Here is a 15,532-nt window from a genome sequence, read left to right as displayed (position 1 = left end):
GCGGTGAGCGCCGCGCCCACCGGAACCCGCCGCACCGCCGGCGTGGTCCTCGACCTCGACGACGTCCACCTGATCCGCAAGGCGGTCGGCGGCACCGTCAACGACGTCCTGATCGCCGTCGTCGCCGGCGCCCTGCGCCGCTGGCTGGAGGAGCGCGGCGAGCCCGTCGACGGCTGCGCGCCGCGCGCCCTGATCCCGGTCTCCCGGCGCCGCCCGCGCACCGCCCACCCGCAGGGCAACCGGCTCTCCGGATACCTGATGGAACTGCCGGTCGGCGTGGCGGACCCGCTGCGCCGGCTGGCCGCCGTGCGCACCGCCATGGACCGCAACAAGGACGCCGGACCCCACCGCGGCGCCGGCGCCGTCGCGCTGCTCGCCGACCACGTGCCCGCCCTCGGGCACCGGCTCGGCGGGCCGCTCGTCGGCCAGGCCGCCCGGCTGTGGTTCGACATCCTGGTCACCAGCGTGCCGCTGCCCGGCTTCGGCCTGAAACTCGGCGGCCACCCGCTCACCGAGGTCTACCCCCTCGCTCCGCTGGCGCGCGGCCAGTCCCTGGCCGTCGCCGTCTCCACCTACCGCGGCCGCGTCCACTACGGGCTCGTCGCCGACGCCCAGGCCGTCTCCGACCTCGGCCGGCTCGCCCGCGCCTTCACGGAGGAGGCCGAGACCCTGATCACCGTCTGCGGGCCCTGAGCGCCCGGTGCCGGCGGGTCCACAGGGCCCGGCAGCGACCCGGGTCCGCGGGTCCGCGGGCGCCCGGCGTCCGGCCGCGTTTGGCGCGGCGTCGTGGCGCTGCCGTAAAATCCCCCGTTCGACAGCGTGCGCGAAAGGAAGCGCCGCGGCGAAGAGCAGGGGAAACGGCAGCGCGATGACGGTGACAGACGAAGGCTCCACGGCCACGGACGAGGTGGCGTACGGGCCCGGTATCGACCCCGAGCGCCTCGCCGTGTGCCTGGACGTGCTCAAGGAACTGGACCGGCTGGAGGTCGACCACCCCGACGCCGTCACCGTGCGCCGGGCCACCTCGCACCTGTACCGCACGGTCAAGCAGCGCCGCCGCCAGGAGCGCCGCGCCGCCAAGACCGCCCACGACCGGGCGGTCACCGAGGCCACCGCGACCGGCTCCGCCCAGCGCATCGACGACGAGACCGAGGGCATCCTGCCCTCCTCCCGGGTCGAGCCGGGCACCATCGCCGGGATACTCCAGCGCCCCCGCTCCTGCTACATCTGCAAGACCCGCTACGTCGAGGTCGACTACTTCTACCACCAGCTGTGCCAGCGGTGCGCCGCCGAGAACCGCGCCAAGCGGGACGCGCGGACCGACCTGACCGGCCGGCGCGCCCTGCTCACCGGAGGCCGCGCCAAGATCGGCATGTACATCGCGCTCCGGCTGCTGCGCGACGGCGCCCACACCACGATCACCACGCGCTTCCCCAACGACGCCATCCGCCGCTTCAAGGCCCAGCCCGACAGCGACGAGTGGATCCACCGGCTGAAGATCGTCGGCATCGACCTGCGCGACCCCGCCCAGGTCGTCGCGCTCGCCGACTCCGTCGCCGCCGAGGGCCCGCTGGACATCCTGATCAACAACGCCGCCCAGACCGTACGCCGCTCCCCGCAGGCCTACAGCGAACTTCTCGCCGCCGAGTCCGCGCCGCTGCCCGCCGGGGAACTGCCCGCGGCCGAGGTCATCGGCACCTTCGGCTCCGGCGCGGTCGCCGCGCTGCCGGTGGCGGGCTCCGGCGCGCTCACCGCCCAGGACGTCACCGACCTCGCCCTGGTGTCCGGCTCGGCCTCGCTGGAGCGGATCGCGGCCGGCAAGGCCATCGACGCGGGCGGCCTGGTGCCCGACCTGCACGACACCAACAGCTGGATCCAGACGGTGGAGGAGGTCACGCCGGTCGAACTGCTGGAGGTGCAGCTGTGCAACTCCACGGCGCCGTTCATCCTGATCAGCCGCCTGCGCTCGGCGATGGCGGCCTCGCCGGCCCGCCGCACCTACATCGTGAACGTCTCCGCCATGGAGGGCGTCTTCGGCCGCGGCTACAAGGGCGCCGGCCACCCGCACACCAACATGGCCAAGGCCGCCCTGAACATGCTCACCCGCACCAGCGCCCAGGAGATGTTCGACAAGGACCGCATCCTGATGACGGCCGTCGACACCGGCTGGATCACCGACGAGCGCCCGCACCCCGACAAGGTCCGCCTCGCCGAGGCCGGTTTCCACGCCCCGCTCGATCTGGTCGACGGCGCGGCCCGCGTCTACGACCCGATCGTGCGCGGTGAGGCCGGGGAGGACCTGTACGGCGTCTTCCTGAAGGACTACGCGCCCGGGAAGTGGTGATCCGCCGGCGCGGCGGTCACTCGACCGTGTTCAGGCGACAGGCGCCGGCCGCGACCAGCTCCAGCACGGTCCGCCAGTCCTCCAGGACCCCGGGCCCGGGGCCGGCGCCCTCCGGGCGGGCCTCCTCCCGCGCCTGACGCAGCAGGAGGGCGTCGGCGTCCCCGGGGTTCTCGGTCCCGTCCTCACCGGACGGACCGGCGCCGCCGGCGGCGCACTGCCGTACGAGGCGGAAGACGCGCTCGCCGAGCAGGCCGCGCACGGCGTCGGCCGCCCGGAGCGCACCGGCCTCATCGGCCGCGTCCGTGGTGTGCTCGCTGCCGGTGGCACCGGCCGCCGGAGCGAGGAGCGGGCCGAGGCCCTGGACCAGAGCTGCGACCTGCAGCTCCTTGTCGGCCGGGCGGGAGCGGCGCACCAGGGCGGCCGTGCGCAGCGCGTGCGTGTGCGCGTCGGTGCGGCGTGCCCGCCCGTCCGGGACGGCCGCGCCCCGGCAGGCGTACAACAGGTCCATCAGCTCCTCGACACTGCGCAGTTCCATGCGTCAGTCCTCCCGCGGGACGGCCGTTGCGGTACGCCAGCAGACCATGGCGAGCTTGCGGCCCGGCCAACGGGACCTGAACTGCGCCACGTCCACCGGACGGGTGAATTTCCGGACCGTGCTCGTGCGACAAATCGACTCGTATGCCTTCAATGAACACGTCTGACTCCAGATAGTTACCTGCTCTTTGCAGCCCCATCGAGCGGGGTCGCGCTCATTTGGTTAATCTGGAGTAGACGGACAGCACCAAGGGGTTCCCACCCACACCCGTGGTCCGTCCCGGGGAGAGCCGGTGCACAACGGCCTGCTCGCCCCCAGTTGCCGACGCCACCGCGTCCGACCTGTTGCAGACCAGACCCGAGCGGACGTCAGGCGCCGGTGCGAAGACTGGCGGAGAGCGCCCCGAGGGTGACCGACACATAAGGAGTGCGCGGTGACACCGGAGAAGACGAAGCACGACCAGCGTCCCCAGGAATCCACGGAACGCGCGGGCCGGCGGCCCGGAGACCTCGGCAGTCTCGACGTGTGGGCACGCTCCGCCCCCATCCGCCTGGCCGGTTACGAGGACGACCTCGCCGAACCGCACATCCTGCAGAGCATCGACTGACCCGGTACGGAACCGCCGCGATCGCCGTCGGCATGGGCGTGCCAGACTCACGCCCATGCCGAACCCGCTGATCAGACAAGCCACCGCCGAGGACTGGCCGCGCATCTGGCCGTTCTGGCACCGCATCGTCGCCGCCGCCGAGACCTACGCCTGGGATCCGGACACCTCCGAGGAGGACGCCCGCGCCCTGTGGATGGGCCCCGCCAAGCGGGTCTTCGTCGCCGAGGACGACACCGGCGCGGTCGTCGGCTCCGCCTACCTCACCCCCAACTACGGCGGGCCCGCCGCCCGGATCGCCAACGCCGGCTTCATGGTCGACCCCGAGCGCGGCGGCCGGGGCGTCGGGCGCGCTTTGGCGGAACACGTCCTCGCCGCCGCCCGGGCGGCCGGCTACCGCGGCATGGTCTTCAACGCCGTCGTGGAGACCAACCCGGCCGTGGCGCTGTGGACTTCGCTCGGTTTCACGATCCTCGGCACGGTCCCGCGCGCCTACGAGCATCCGCGCCACGGCTTGGTGGGCCTGCACATCATGTACAAGGAGCTTGCCTAGTACTCCGCCGTAGTGGTGGCGAACGTCGTGTCCGGGTCGAGCCCTCGTCGACCACGAGCACGGCCTGGTCGTCGTACAGGTGCTCGGCCGCGTAGTCGCGTGGGTCGTCGCGGACGGCGTCGGCGTCCCACTCGACTCGGTTCCGCAGGTGCTGCATGCCGTCGGGGGTGGCGTCCCCGGCCCGCTCGGTGATGGTCCATCAGTTCTTGCGGCGCTCTCCGAGAGCGGGCCGAGCACCAACCGCCTTGTTCGTCGGCGAGGTTCGACCCGCGTGAACCGGCCCGCGATCCGGTTCATCAGGGCCTCGAATGCCTCCTGCCGGCGGGCAGAAGTTCCGGCCCTGTCGGCGGGTGCCGCTCCGCGTGACCGGCGCGGGGTGGCTGCTGCGGGCGCAGCGGCGGCGGACAGGTCACGGAAACGGCCACCCCGAGCCGACCTCTCGTCGGCCGCAGCAGCGTGCGTGTCCTTGTGGTGGGGCGAAGCCCGAGGACGCTTGATAGTTAACGCGGCAACCGTTAGCCTGTTAACTATGGGCGGACCGAAGCATGAGAGCACGTTGGAACTGATGCGGTGGGTTGTGTGGGGGCAGCGACGCATCGCCGATGACTGGATCCGGGAACGGGGCCTCACGTACGAGCAGAGCGCCGTGTTGGCGTACCTGTCGAAGAATCCGGATGCCATTCAGCGTGACGTCGCGCGGGCCATGCGCACCAGTGCGCCGAGCGTCTCGCGGCTCCTGGCCGGACTAGAACGGCGCGGACTCGTGGAGCGCCAGACGCAGGAAGACGACACGCGCAGCCGTCGGGTGCATGTCACTCCAGCGGGCGCCGAACTGATCCAGGGTTTCGAAGAGGCCATGGACCGTGTCGAGGAGTCGATCCTGGCGCCGCTGGGCGCCGCGGGGCGGGCGCGGCTCCATGAACTCCTGGAACAGCTCGCGTCCCGGATCGAGCCACCCCGCTCTCCCTGACCCGGCCCTCCTGCTCCGCACGGCGGCCGGGAGCCTCGCGGTCCGGACCGCCGGTTCATCCACCAGCAGTAAGGAACGCATGCATGACTCAGATCACGATCATCGGTGCCGGTCTTGCGGGACTGACGCTGGCGCGAACCCTGGCGGTTCATGGAATTCCGTCCACGGTGTACGAAGCGGAGGCGTCTGCTCGGGCCCGGGGCCAAGGCGGCATGCTCGACATCCACGACTACAACGGACAGCACGGGATCCGTGCCGCCGGCCTGATGGACGGCTTCCGATCCCTCGTCCTCGAAGGCCGCCAGGCATCCCGCGACGTGGCACCTGACGGCACCATCTTGTCCGACCGGCCCGATGACCCCGCCGGAGGCCGCCCCGAGGTGCAGCGTGGCGAGCTGCGACAGTTGCTGCTGGAATCCCTGCCTGCCGGCAGCGTCGTCTGGGGCCACAAGACCCGGAGCGTCCGGACCCTCGCCGACGGTCGTCACGAAGTGACCTTCGCCAACGGATCGACGCTTGTCACCGACATCCTCGTCGGTGCCGACGGCGCCTGGTCGAAAGTCCGACCGCTGCTCTCCGATGCCCTACCCGCCTATGCCGGACGCTCGATGGTCGAGACGTACCTGTTCGAGAGCGACACCCGGCACCCTGCCACGCTGGCGCTGGTCGGCGGCGGATCGATGACCGCGTATGACGAGACCACCCGCATCGGTCTCGGCGTGCAGCGCGAGCGCGGGGACACCCTGCACTCCTACGCCATGTTCGACCAGCCGCTCGACTGGTTCGACGGCATCGACTTCCATGACGGCCCGGCGGCCGCCCGCACGGTCGCGGCGATGTTCGAGGGGTGGGCGCCCGAACTCGTCGCCCTGGTCGCGGACAGCGACATCCCGCCGATTTTCCGCCCCCTGTACGGGCTCCCCATCGGGCACCGCTGGGAGCATGTACCCGGGGTCACGCTCATCGGCGACGCCGCCCACCTGGCACCGCCGGACGGCGAAGGAGCGAACTGGGCGCTCTTCGACGCAGCACAGCTCGGCAACGCCATCGCGGAACAGCCCGACGACATCGACGCGGCCATCCGTGCCTACGAAGCCGCGCTCTTCCCGCGGAACATCGACACCGCGACCGCCGCCGCGGCCTACTACCCCGATTTCGAACCCTGCTGACCACAGCGACTGGACAAGACCGACCACAGCGACGGGACAGGTTCGAGACTGCACCGCAGGCGTCGGACGTGGCGGTGGGTGATCATGCAGGTGGGGAGGCCGAGGAAGGCTTCGAGTCGACGGTCACCTGATCGACCACTTCGGTCAGGACCTCTTGGGCCGTGCTACCCGCTCGCCCGGCAGTGCGGACGGCGCACCGCGGCCGCACGCCCCCGGCGTGCGCGGGCGTGCGGCCGAGCCGGCCCGCGTCACGTCCCCGCGGTGCCCGCCATGAGTGCCGTCCGGGGCCACGGGCGCACCGCTTCGATGTGCTCCGCCAGGTCCAGCAGGACGGACTCCGAGCCCGGGCGGCCCACCAGCTGCACCGCGCAGGGCGCGCCCGAGGGCAGTGTGCCGAACGGCACCACCGCCGCCGGCCAGCCGGTCAGGTTCCACGGCGGAGTCGTCGGCGAACACGCGGTGTTGAGCAGGACGTTGCGCAGCCAGCCCCGCTCGTGCCAGGGCGCCGCCCGGGGGCCGCGGCGGGCCAGAGCGGGCATGAGCAGCACGTCGTGCGCGGCGAAGAACGGCTCCAGCCGTCGGCGCAGCCGCTCCCGCGCGGCACCCGTGCGCACCCCGTTCACGAACCGCCGTCCCACGGCCGCGTGCACCCGGGTCCGCCGGGCCAGCAGCCGCGGGTCGAGGCCCGCCGCGTCCATGGCCGTACCCGCCGTCCAGTGCCGCAGCGCCGTCACCCCGAGGGAAGCCGGGTAGGGCGGATCGGCGCGCCGCACGCGGTGACCGGCCTCGGCGAGCAGACGTGCCGCCGCCCGGACCGCGGCGGCGTACGGCCCGGTCACGGGCACCCCGGCCAGGGGGCTGTGCACGGACACGGCGACCGTCCGCACGGCGTCCCGCCGACCGGGCCTCACCTCGGTGTCCGCGAGCACCGACAGCAGCAGGCGCGCGTCCTCGACGGTCGTGGCGAGCGGCCCGTTCTCCGCCATGCCGAACCAGGACCCGTCGCCGATGCCCGCGGGCACCACCCCGTGTCCCGGTTTGAGCGCGACCAGCCCGCAGTGCGCGGCCGGTATGCGCAGCGAGCCCATGCCGTCGTTGCCGACGGCGAGGGGGACCATCCCGGCGGCGACCGCGGCCGCGCTGCCGCCCGACGACCCGCCCGCCGTCCGCGTCGGGTCCCAGGGATTGCGGGCGGTGCCGTGCACGCCGTCCGTGGTGCCGAACACGCACAGCTCGGGCACGTTGGTCAGGCCCACCACGACCGCGCCCGCCGCCCGCAGCCGCGCCACGAGGACATGGTCGCGGGCGGCCGGCGTGTCCGGCGTCGCGGCGGAGCCGACGCGGGTGGACTCGCCGCGCACCGGGAGGTTGTCCTTGACGGCCACCGGCACGCCCGCCAGGGGCAGCTCGGCCAGGTCCGGGCGGGAGGCGACCTCGTCGGCCTCGGCGAGCGCCGCCTCGGCGCGCACGGTGCGGAAGGCACCGAGACGGCCGTCGAGCCGCTCGATCGCGGCCAGGTGCGCGGCCACCACCTCCCGGGGCGTGGTGCGCCTGCCGCGGACGGCGGTGGCGATCTCGGCGGCGGTCGGGCCGGCCCAGCGGGTCACGGGCGCTCCTCGGACGGGGGACGGGCAAGGTCGTACTCACCGGTACGCAAGAGGAACTGTGCCCGCGCAAGGCCGCATCCGTCGAGAGGCCGCCCGGGAGAACCGGTCGATGTCCCGGTGCCGCAACAGCCTGCCACCGCCGCGTATCCGGCCCGGCCCAGGGGGTCTAAGGTCGGGAAGGACAGGACGAGTACGAGGGGAAGTAGTCGGGGATGGCGCAGGACGAGGCCGTGATCGGCTGCACGGGGGAGCTTCTCATCGGCACGCGTGGATCCGCCGGACCCGGCGAGATCCTGGTGCGGGTCAGAGGCGGTTCCGAAACCTTCCTCGCCTGGTCGCAGGAACCACTGCCGATCGGTGCGACGGTCCTCGTGGTCGACTCCCGTGGATGCCGTGAGGTCGACGTCATCCCCTGGGGCGACCCGCTGGACCGGCTGCACGGCGATCCGGCCGACGCAGGCTAAGGAGAACAAGACCATGTTCGGTTACCGCGTTCCCGCCCCCGACGAGGCGATGCTGATCTCGGGCGGCAGGCGGGGACTGGGGGGCGCTCCGTTCAGGGTGGTGACGGGCCACGGCAAGTTCGTGCTGCCGGTCTTCCGCAAGGTCCGCTTCCTCACCCTGTCGATGTGCGAGTCCGAGGTCGTCGAGACCTGTGTGACCAAGCAGGGCATCGCGCTGCACGTCCGCGCCGTGATCGCGTTCAAGGTCGGCAACGACACCGAGAGCATCATCAACGCCGGGCAGCGCTTCCTCTCCGACCAGGACCAGATGTCGGTCCTGACCGGCCGCATCTTCGCCGGTCACCTGCGCGCGATCATCGGTTCGATGACGGTGGAGGAGATCGTCACCGAGCGGCAGAAGCTCGCCGCCGAGGTGCTGGACACCTCCAAGACCGAGATGGCGAAGATCGGCCTGATCGTGGACTCGCTGCAGATCCAGTCGATCGACGACGGAGACACCGGCTACATCGAGGCGATGTCCGCGCCGCACCGGGCGGCCATCCAGCGCCAGGCCCAGATCGCCCAGGCGCAGGCCACCCAGGCCGCCGCCGAGGCGCAGCAGGAAGCGGCCCGCAAGCAGGCCGAGTACGCCCGGCAGACCGCCGTGGTCAAGGCGGAGTACTCCGGGGAGGTGGACCGGGCGCAGGCGCAGGCGGACCAGGCCGGCCCGCTGGCCCGGGCGCACGCGCAGCAGGAGGTGCTCACCGCGCAGACGGAACTGGCCCAGCGTCAGGCGGAGCTGCGCCAGCAGGAGTTGGTGGCCGAGGTCGTCAAGCCGGCCGAGGCCGAGGCCGAGCGGGTGCGGATCCTCGCCCAGGCGGAGGCACAGCGGATGAAGATCCAGGCCGAGGCGGCGGCCTCCTACGACCGTGTCGCGCTGGACCGGATGCTCATCGAGCAGCTCCCGCAGATCGTCAAGGAGGCGGCGGCCGGCCTGTCCGGGGCCAACGTCAACGTCCTCAACGGCGCGGACGGCCTCGGGGAGATCGCGGCCGGCCTGGTCGCCCAGGGCCTGACGATCCTGGACTCGGTCCGGCAGAACCTGAACGGCAACGGCGCCCAGAAGCCCGCCGGCCGCTCCGAGCAGACCAACAGCCCGCTCGCCCTGCGCGGTCCGGGCACGGCGGAGTCCGACGCCGCCGGGCAGCGGCCGGGAGAGGGCGACCACCGGGCCTGACATCGGTCGGGTGCGTGGTGTGACAGGTCCGGGGGCCGGGCGGCGGTGTGCGCCGCCCGGCCCCCGGTGTTGTGCGCGGGTGCCCGTGCGCCGTGCGAGACGGTGACGCCGCCCGCTGCGGCGGAGGCCGCAGTGCCCGCCCGGCTGTCCGGAAGCGGGCGGGCTGCCACCGGCCCGGGCTCCGGCGCTCCGCGCCGGCGTCCGCACCGTGACCGTCACACCGTCCGCGCCGGCCCCGTGCTCTCCCGTTCGATCAGGCGCGGCACCGGCACCCGGACCGTCCGGGCCGGGCCGCCGTCCAGCAGGGCCGTCAGCTCCCGGGCCGCCGTGCGGCCGAACTCCATGCTGTCGCGGGACAGCGCCGACAGCCATGGTTTGACCATCCGGCACAGCGCCGAGTCCTCCCAGGACACCACCGACACCTCCGCCGGGACGGAGAAACCCAGCTCGGTGGCGGCGGCGACGCCCGCGAGCGCCATCACGTCGTTGTCGTAGATCAGCGCCGTCGGGGGAGCGGACGAGGACAGGACCCGGCGGGTGACGGCGGCGCCCTCCGCGTCGGAGTAGTCGGTGGTCACCGACTCCACTCCGGTCAGGCCGCGCCGCTCGGCCTCGGCGCGCAGCGTGCGGATGCGGCGTTCGGTGTGGGCGAGTCCGGCCAGCCCGGCGATGTGCACGATCCGCCGGTGGCCGAGACCGTACAGCCCGTCCACCACCAGGGCCATCGCGCCCGCGTCGTCCGCCCACACCGTGGACAGCCCCGGATGCCGCTCGTCGGGGGCGCCGCCGATGACCACGGCGGGCAGGCCCAGTTCGTCCAGCAGGTCCGGGCGCGGGTCCTCGGTGCGCGGGTCCACCACCAGCACGCCGTCCACCCGGTGCTCGGCCCACCATCTGCGGTAGACCGCGCACTCGTCGGCGATGTCCTCCACCACCTGGAACAACAGCCCCAAATGACGCTCCGCCAGCACCTCCTGGATGCCGGAGACCAGTTGGAGGAAGAACGAGTCCACGCCGAGGGTGTCGGCGGGGCGGGCCAGCACGAAGCCGATCGTGGCCGCACCCTCGCCCGACAGCGCGCGGGCGGCCGTGCTGGGCCGCCAGCCCAGCTGCTCGGCGACCCGGCGCACCCGCTCGCGGGTGACCTCCGAGACGCCGGGCCGGCCGTTGAGCGCGAAGGAGACGGCGCTCTCCGAGACACCGGCGCGGCGCGCGATGTCCTTCATGGTCGGCCGGCGTGCCGGTGAGCGCTTGGCCGGCATGGTCCCCCTCATTTCCACAGCGGTGATCGCTAAAGCGCTTGAGTGCCTGAACCCTAAAGCGCATTAGTCAGATTGGCAAGTCCCTTCCCGCACCCCTGTGACCTGCACTAATGTCCCGGGCACGGCTTTAGTGAGCCCGATTGCATTGACTTTTCCCGAACCCGGCGTGCATCGTCCTTGCCGACACCCAGCCGCCGACGCCGCAAGGGAGCCGTGTCACCGTGCCCATATCCCGCAGAGCCCTGGCCGCCATCGCCGTCACCGCCCTCGTCCTGCCGTTGAGCGCCTGCGGCTCCGGCGGCGACGGAGGCGGCGGTTCGACGGACGCCTCCGGCAAGGTCGAGGGCGACATCACGTTCCAGACCTGGAACCTGCGCGCCAACTTCAAGGACTACTTCGAGGGCCTGATCGCCGACTTCGAGAAGAAGTACCCGGGCACCCACGTCAAGTGGGTGGACCAGCCCGCCGAGGGCTACCCCGACAAGATCAGCGCGGACGCCGCCGGCGGCACCCTGCCCGACGTGGTCAACGTCTCCCCGGACCTGGTCGCCCCGCTCGCCAAGGCGGGCCTGGCGATGGACCTGGACAAGGCCGCGGCGAAGTACGAGAAGGAGTACCTGCCCGGCGCGTGGGCCGGCCACCAGGTCCCGGGCCTGAGCGGCACCTACGCCTTCCCCTGGTACCTGAACACCGGCCCGCTGTTCTACAACAAGGCGCTGTTCACCAAGGCCGGCCTCGACCCGAACAAGCCGCCGAAGACGTACGACGAACTGTTCACCGACGCCCTGCAGATGGCCCGCAAGAGCGGCGGCAAGGTCGCCACCCTGGCCAACGTCCCCACCATCGAGGACTTCGGCCGCTACGGCTCCTCGCTGATGAACAAGGAAGGCACCGCCTTCACCTTCAACGACGCCAAGGGCGTCGAACTGCTCACCAAGTACAAGCAGTTGTACGACGCCAAGGCCCTCGACCCGCAGGCCCTGACCGCCACCCCCGAGTCCACGGGCAAGAAGTTCCTCACCGGCGCCGTCGCCATGAACCCCGGCAGCGCGCTGGACCTGGAGAACTTCAAGAAGCAGGCGCCGAGCCTGTACAAGAACATCGGCATCACCGACCAGATCACCAGCACCGGCCACGTCAACATGTACGTGATGGGCCTGATGGTGAACGCCAGGACCAAGCACACGCCGGCCGCGGTGGCCTTCGCCCATTTCGTCACCGACGCCGAGAACCAGATGTCGTTCGCCAAGAAGGTCGCCATCTTCCCCTCCACCGCCGGCTCGCTCGACGACCCGTACTTCACCAAGGAGGACGGCACCGACGTCACCCGGGTGCGCATCGCCGCCGCCAAGTCGCTGAAGACGGCCGTCAACTACACGCCGGTGCTGTTCAGCGACCAGATGAAGACCGCGCTGCGCAACGAGGTCGCCAAGGCGCTGCAGGGCAAGGAGAGCCCCAAGGCGGCGCTCGACAACGCTGTCAAGGCCTGTGACCAGCTTCTGCAGCAGCAGGGATGACGCACCATGGCCACCTCGACCGTCTCCCGGACGCGCCCGCCGCGTCCGGCCGGGCGCCCCGCGCGGCGCCCGGCCGCCCGGGTGCGGCGCCAACTGCCCACCAGCCCCTGGCTGTTCGCCGCGCCCGGACTGCTGATCACCGCCGTCTTCATCCTGTACCCGTTCGTCTCCACGGTGATCAACTCCTTCACCGACCGCCGCACCCTGATCCCGGGACACTTCGTCGGGCTCGCCAACTTCCGCGAGCTGCTGCACGACGACATGTTCTGGATCGGCCTGCGCAACAGCGCGCTCTACGTGGTCTGCACCGTCCCGGCGCTGGTGGTCCTGCCGCTGCTGCTCGCCCTGCTGGTGCAGAAGAACATCCCCGGCATCACCTTCTTCCGGTCCGCCTTCTACACCCCGGTCGTCGCCTCGATCGTCGTGGTCGGCCTGATCTGGGTGTGGCTGCTGGACGAGCGCGGCCTGGTGAACTCGCTGCTGGAGGCGGTCGGGGTGGGCCGGGTCGGCTTCCTCAGCGACCAGTGGCTGCTGCTGTTCAGCGCCATGGCCGTCACGGTCTGGAAGGGCCTCGGCTACTACATGATCATCTATCTGGCGGCGCTCGCCAACGTGCCGCGCGAGCTGCACGAGGCCGCCGCCGTGGACGGCGCGGGCGCGATCCGCCGGTTCCTCACCGTCACCGTGCCCGCCGTCCGCTCGACCATGGTCCTGGTCGCCGCGCTGTCCTCGGTCGCCGCCTTCAAGGTGTTCTCCGAGGTGTACCTGATGGCCGGACCGCCCGGCGGACCGGCCGGCGAGGACACCACCTTGGTGATGCTGGTGCAGCGCACCGGCACCGGCCTGACCGGCCGGGTCGGCTACGCCTCCGCCATCTCCCTCGTCGTCTTCGTCGTCACCGTGATCCTGATGCTGCTCGTCATGCGCGCCGACCGCAGGGAGGACGCGTGAGCGTCGCCGAGAAGACCCCGCACACCGACCGGGTCCCGGCGCCCGTGCGCCGGCCCCGCTTCACCGACGAGCACGGCCGCCGCATCCGCGCCTGGGAGCTGATCCTGCGCTACCTGCTGCTGCTCGCCGTGCTGGCGCTGACCGTCGGCCCGTTCCTGTGGCAGCTGTCCACCTCGCTCAAGGGCCCCACCGAGGACATCTTCAGCTCCCCGCCGAAGTTCCTCCCCGGCCACCCCACCCTGCACAACTACGAGCGGGTCTCCGAGACCCTCCCCGTCTGGGACTACGCCCTGAACTCGCTGAAGGTCGCCGCCGCCAACGTCGTCACCAACTGCGTCGGCTCCGCCCTCGCCGGCTACGCCCTGGCCCGGCTGCGCTACCGGGGCCGCCGGGTGGCCACCTTGGTGTTCGTGCTGGCGATGCTCGTACCGGCCGAGTCGATCATCATCGCCCAGTTCACCACCATGCGGGAACTCGGCCTGAACAACACGCTCGTCGGCGTCGTGCTGCCCGGCTCCGTCGCCGCCATGAACGTGCTGCTGATGCGCAACGCCTTCCTGAACCTGCCCTACGAGATCGAGGAGGCCGCCTACGTCGACGGCGCCAACGTCTGGCAGCGCTTCCTCAGGATCGCGCTGCCCTCGGTCAAGGGCACCCTCGCCGTCGTCGCGATCTTCGCGTTCATGGGCGCCTGGGACGACTTCCTGTGGCCGCTCATCGTGCTCAGCGACCCGTCCAAGTTCACCCTGACCATCGGTCTGAACTACCTCCACGGCACCTTCGCCAACGACGAACGGCTCGTCGCCGCGGGCACGATCATCGCCGTGGCCCCGCTGATCGTCCTGTTCGCCTGCCTGCAGCGGTACTTCTTCCGCGGCGTCGGCGAGGGCGCCGTCAAGGGCTGAACTTCAGGGGCCGCACCTCAGGGGCCGCACCTCAGGGCCGAACCCACCACCCGCGTCACCAAGGACTCCCCGTATGCCTTCTGCCGTGCGCTTCGGCGTCAACTACACCCCGAGCCAAGGGTGGTTCCACCACTGGCTCGACTTCGACCTCGACGCCGTCCGCGCCGACCTGGACTCCATCGCCGCGCTCGGCCTGGACCACATCCGGGTCTTCCCGCTGTGGCCGTACTTCCAGCCCGACCGCGCCCTGATCCGCCCCCGCGCCGTGGAACAGCTCGTGCGGCTCGTCGACGCCGCCGCCGAACGCGGGCTCGACGTCAACGTCGACGGGCTGCAAGGGCACCTGTCCAGCTTCGACTTCCTGCCCGCCTGGACCCGCACCTGGCACCGGCGCAACCTGTTCACCGACCCCGAGGTGCTCGACGGCCAGGCCGCCTACCTGCACACCCTGGCCGCCGCCCTCGCCGACCGCCCGAACTTCCTCGGCATGACCCTCGGCAACGAGGTCAACCAGTTCTCCGCCGGCCCCCACCCCGACCCGGACCGGGCCACCCCCGACCAGATCGACGCCTGGCTGGAGCGCATGCTCGCCGCCTGCGAGAAGGGCGCCCCCGGCAGGCTGCACCTGCACGCCGAGTACGACGCCACCTGGTACCAGGACGACATGCCGTTCACCCCGGCCCAGGCCGCCCGGCGCGGCGCCCTGACCGCCGTCCACTCCTGGGTGTTCAACGGCACCGCCCAGCGCCACGGCCGCACCTCCGTGCCCACCGAGCACCACGCCGCCTCCCTGATCGAGCTGAGCAAGGCCTGGGCGAACGACCCGCACCGGCCGGTCTGGCTCCGGGAGGTCGGCGCCCCCGCACCGCTGATCCCCGCCGAGCACGCCGCCGCGTTCACCGCGGCCACCGTCGCGAGCGCGCTGGACTGCCCCGACCTGTGGGGCATCACCTGGTGGTGCTCGCACGACGTCTCCCGCGAGCTGGCCGACTTCCCCGAACTCGAGTACACCCTCGGCCTGCTCACCAACGACCGCCGTCCCAAGGACATCGCCCACACCCTGGCCGGCCTGGCCCGCGACCACACCTACGCCCCCGCCCCGCGCACCCCCGCCCTCGTCGTGCCCGCCGATCCGGCCGCCCGCTCCCGCTGCGCACCCGGCGGCGACGTCTTCGAGGCGTTCTTCCGGCTGACCGCCGACGGCGCCCGCCCCACCACCGTCCTCGACACCCGGGCGGCCGACGCCGGCCACCTGGCCGCCCGCGGCGTCACGGAAGTCCTCACCCCCGACCAGGTACTCCCCACTCCCCACGGAGGCACCCGCTCGTGAGCCCCACCAGACGCACCGTCCTGCTCGCCGGCACCGCGGCCGCGCTGCTGCCGGCGAGCAGGACGGTGCGTCTGGTGGGGCTCACGAGCGGGTGCCTCCGTGGGG

General features: G+C 72.1%; 15 protein-coding genes and 1 pseudogene. 12 read left to right on the top strand and 4 right to left on the bottom strand.

Translation table 11 applies throughout. The features are described from left to right. Both GV126_RS18310 and GV126_RS18305 read left to right on the top strand, forming a co-directional pair. A partial coding sequence (locus tag GV126_RS18310; protein ID WP_236570042.1) for a WS/DGAT domain-containing protein occupies positions 1 to 693 on the top strand: 693 nt, incomplete at its 5' end. 175 nt (positions 694 to 868) lie between these two features. Then, the gene (locus GV126_RS18305; protein WP_159667993.1) at positions 869 to 2,344 is read left to right on the top strand and encodes an SDR family NAD(P)-dependent oxidoreductase; all 1,476 of its coding nucleotides are present in this window, start codon (positions 869 to 871) and stop codon (positions 2,342 to 2,344) included. A gap of 16 nt (positions 2,345 to 2,360) precedes the next feature. Here GV126_RS18305 and GV126_RS18300 read toward each other — a convergent pair whose 3' ends face one another. Further along, positions 2,361 to 2,879, bottom strand: a complete 519-nt coding sequence (locus tag GV126_RS18300; RefSeq protein WP_159667990.1) for a hypothetical protein — start codon at positions 2,877 to 2,879, stop codon at positions 2,361 to 2,363. Between the two features lie 433 nt (positions 2,880 to 3,312). Here GV126_RS18300 and GV126_RS18295 point away from each other — a divergent pair, with 433 nt between their 5' ends. After that, positions 3,313 to 3,486 carry a hypothetical protein gene (locus GV126_RS18295; protein WP_159667987.1) on the top strand — a complete coding sequence of 58 codons (174 nt, stop codon included), beginning with the start codon at positions 3,313 to 3,315 and terminating at the stop codon, positions 3,484 to 3,486. A 55-nt stretch (positions 3,487 to 3,541) separates the two neighbouring features. Then, a complete protein-coding gene (locus GV126_RS18290; RefSeq protein WP_159667985.1) occupies positions 3,542 to 4,036 on the top strand; it encodes a GNAT family N-acetyltransferase in 495 nt (164 codons plus the stop codon). Between the two features lie 43 nt (positions 4,037 to 4,079). Here GV126_RS18290 and GV126_RS18285 read toward each other — a convergent pair. Then, positions 4,080 to 4,333, bottom strand: a pseudogene (locus tag GV126_RS18285) (IS701 family transposase); the annotation flags it as partial. A 232-nt stretch (positions 4,334 to 4,565) separates the two neighbouring features. On the opposite strand from GV126_RS18285, the gene GV126_RS18280 reads away from it, so the two are divergent. Together GV126_RS18280 and GV126_RS18275 are read left to right on the top strand one after the other, a co-directional pair. Further along, complete coding sequence (locus tag GV126_RS18280) at positions 4,566 to 5,006, top strand: MarR family winged helix-turn-helix transcriptional regulator (protein ID WP_159667983.1); 441 nt, start codon at positions 4,566 to 4,568, stop codon at positions 5,004 to 5,006. 83 nt (positions 5,007 to 5,089) lie between these two features. Further along, positions 5,090 to 6,175 carry an FAD-dependent oxidoreductase gene (locus GV126_RS18275; protein ID WP_159667981.1) on the top strand — a complete coding sequence of 362 codons (1,086 nt, stop codon included), beginning with the start codon at positions 5,090 to 5,092 and terminating at the stop codon, positions 6,173 to 6,175. Positions 6,176 to 6,423: 248 nt separating this feature from the next. On the opposite strand, the gene GV126_RS18270 is transcribed toward GV126_RS18275, so the two are convergent. Then, positions 6,424 to 7,782 (bottom strand): amidase, encoded by a 1,359-nt coding sequence (locus tag GV126_RS18270; RefSeq protein WP_159667979.1) that lies wholly within the window; start codon positions 7,780 to 7,782, stop codon positions 6,424 to 6,426. Between the two features lie 212 nt (positions 7,783 to 7,994). Here GV126_RS18270 and GV126_RS18265 point away from each other — a divergent pair, with 212 nt between their 5' ends. Together GV126_RS18265 and GV126_RS18260 are read left to right on the top strand one after the other, a co-directional pair. After that, entirely contained in the window at positions 7,995 to 8,246 is a 252-nt protein-coding gene (locus GV126_RS18265; RefSeq protein WP_159667977.1) for an NfeD C-terminal domain-containing protein, read from the top strand. A 13-nt stretch (positions 8,247 to 8,259) separates the two neighbouring features. Then, complete coding sequence (locus GV126_RS18260; protein WP_159667975.1) at positions 8,260 to 9,462, top strand: flotillin family protein; 1,203 nt, start codon at positions 8,260 to 8,262, stop codon at positions 9,460 to 9,462. Between the two features lie 215 nt (positions 9,463 to 9,677). On the opposite strand, the gene GV126_RS18255 is transcribed toward GV126_RS18260, so the two are convergent. Continuing rightward, the gene (locus GV126_RS18255; protein WP_159667973.1) at positions 9,678 to 10,724 is read right to left on the bottom strand and encodes a LacI family DNA-binding transcriptional regulator; all 1,047 of its coding nucleotides are present in this window, start codon (positions 10,722 to 10,724) and stop codon (positions 9,678 to 9,680) included. 221 nt (positions 10,725 to 10,945) lie between these two features. Here GV126_RS18255 and GV126_RS18250 point away from each other — a divergent pair, with 221 nt between their 5' ends. The 4 genes from GV126_RS18250 (at position 10,946) to GV126_RS18235 (ending at position 15,427) form a co-directional block, all read left to right on the top strand. Beyond that, positions 10,946 to 12,241 carry an ABC transporter substrate-binding protein gene (locus GV126_RS18250; RefSeq protein WP_159667971.1) on the top strand — a complete coding sequence of 432 codons (1,296 nt, stop codon included), beginning with the start codon at positions 10,946 to 10,948 and terminating at the stop codon, positions 12,239 to 12,241. 6 nt (positions 12,242 to 12,247) lie between these two features. Next, complete coding sequence (locus GV126_RS18245; protein WP_159667969.1) at positions 12,248 to 13,192, top strand: carbohydrate ABC transporter permease; 945 nt, start codon at positions 12,248 to 12,250, stop codon at positions 13,190 to 13,192. Continuing rightward, entirely contained in the window at positions 13,189 to 14,097 is a 909-nt protein-coding gene (locus GV126_RS18240; protein ID WP_159667967.1) for a carbohydrate ABC transporter permease, read from the top strand. The genes GV126_RS18245 and GV126_RS18240 overlap by 4 nt, the downstream gene beginning before the upstream one ends. 73 nt (positions 14,098 to 14,170) lie before the next feature. Further along, positions 14,171 to 15,427 carry a glycoside hydrolase 5 family protein gene (locus GV126_RS18235; protein ID WP_159667965.1) on the top strand — a complete coding sequence of 419 codons (1,257 nt, stop codon included), beginning with the start codon at positions 14,171 to 14,173 and terminating at the stop codon, positions 15,425 to 15,427. Positions 15,428 to 15,532: the final 105 nt, after the last annotated feature.

Origin of the sequence: Streptomyces mexicanus (genome assembly GCF_902506575.1) — a bacterium.
Lineage (GTDB): Bacteria > Actinomycetota > Actinomycetes > Streptomycetales > Streptomycetaceae > Streptomyces > Streptomyces mexicanus.
This window is presented reverse-complemented; position numbering and strand designations above follow the sequence as displayed.

What these genes read in the sequence shown, in the direction of transcription:
- GV126_RS18280 (WP_159667983.1), top strand. Translation starts at nt 4,566, where the DNA reads ATGGGCGGACCGAAGCATGAGAGCACGTTGGAACTGATGCGGTGGGTT.
- GV126_RS18245 (WP_159667969.1), top strand. Translation starts at nt 12,248, where the DNA reads ATGGCCACCTCGACCGTCTCCCGGACGCGCCCGCCGCGTCCGGCCGGG.
- GV126_RS18260 (WP_159667975.1), top strand. Translation starts at nt 8,260, where the DNA reads ATGTTCGGTTACCGCGTTCCCGCCCCCGACGAGGCGATGCTGATCTCG.
- GV126_RS18235 (WP_159667965.1), top strand. Translation starts at nt 14,171, where the DNA reads ATGCCTTCTGCCGTGCGCTTCGGCGTCAACTACACCCCGAGCCAAGGG.
- GV126_RS18300 (WP_159667990.1), bottom strand. Translation starts at nt 2,879, where the DNA reads ATGGAACTGCGCAGTGTCGAGGAGCTGATGGACCTGTTGTACGCCTGC.
- GV126_RS18305 (WP_159667993.1), top strand. Translation starts at nt 869, where the DNA reads ATGACGGTGACAGACGAAGGCTCCACGGCCACGGACGAGGTGGCGTAC.
- GV126_RS18265 (WP_159667977.1), top strand. Translation starts at nt 7,995, where the DNA reads ATGGCGCAGGACGAGGCCGTGATCGGCTGCACGGGGGAGCTTCTCATC.
- GV126_RS18290 (WP_159667985.1), top strand. Translation starts at nt 3,542, where the DNA reads ATGCCGAACCCGCTGATCAGACAAGCCACCGCCGAGGACTGGCCGCGC.
- GV126_RS18275 (WP_159667981.1), top strand. Translation starts at nt 5,090, where the DNA reads ATGACTCAGATCACGATCATCGGTGCCGGTCTTGCGGGACTGACGCTG.
- GV126_RS18255 (WP_159667973.1), bottom strand. Translation starts at nt 10,724, where the DNA reads ATGCCGGCCAAGCGCTCACCGGCACGCCGGCCGACCATGAAGGACATC.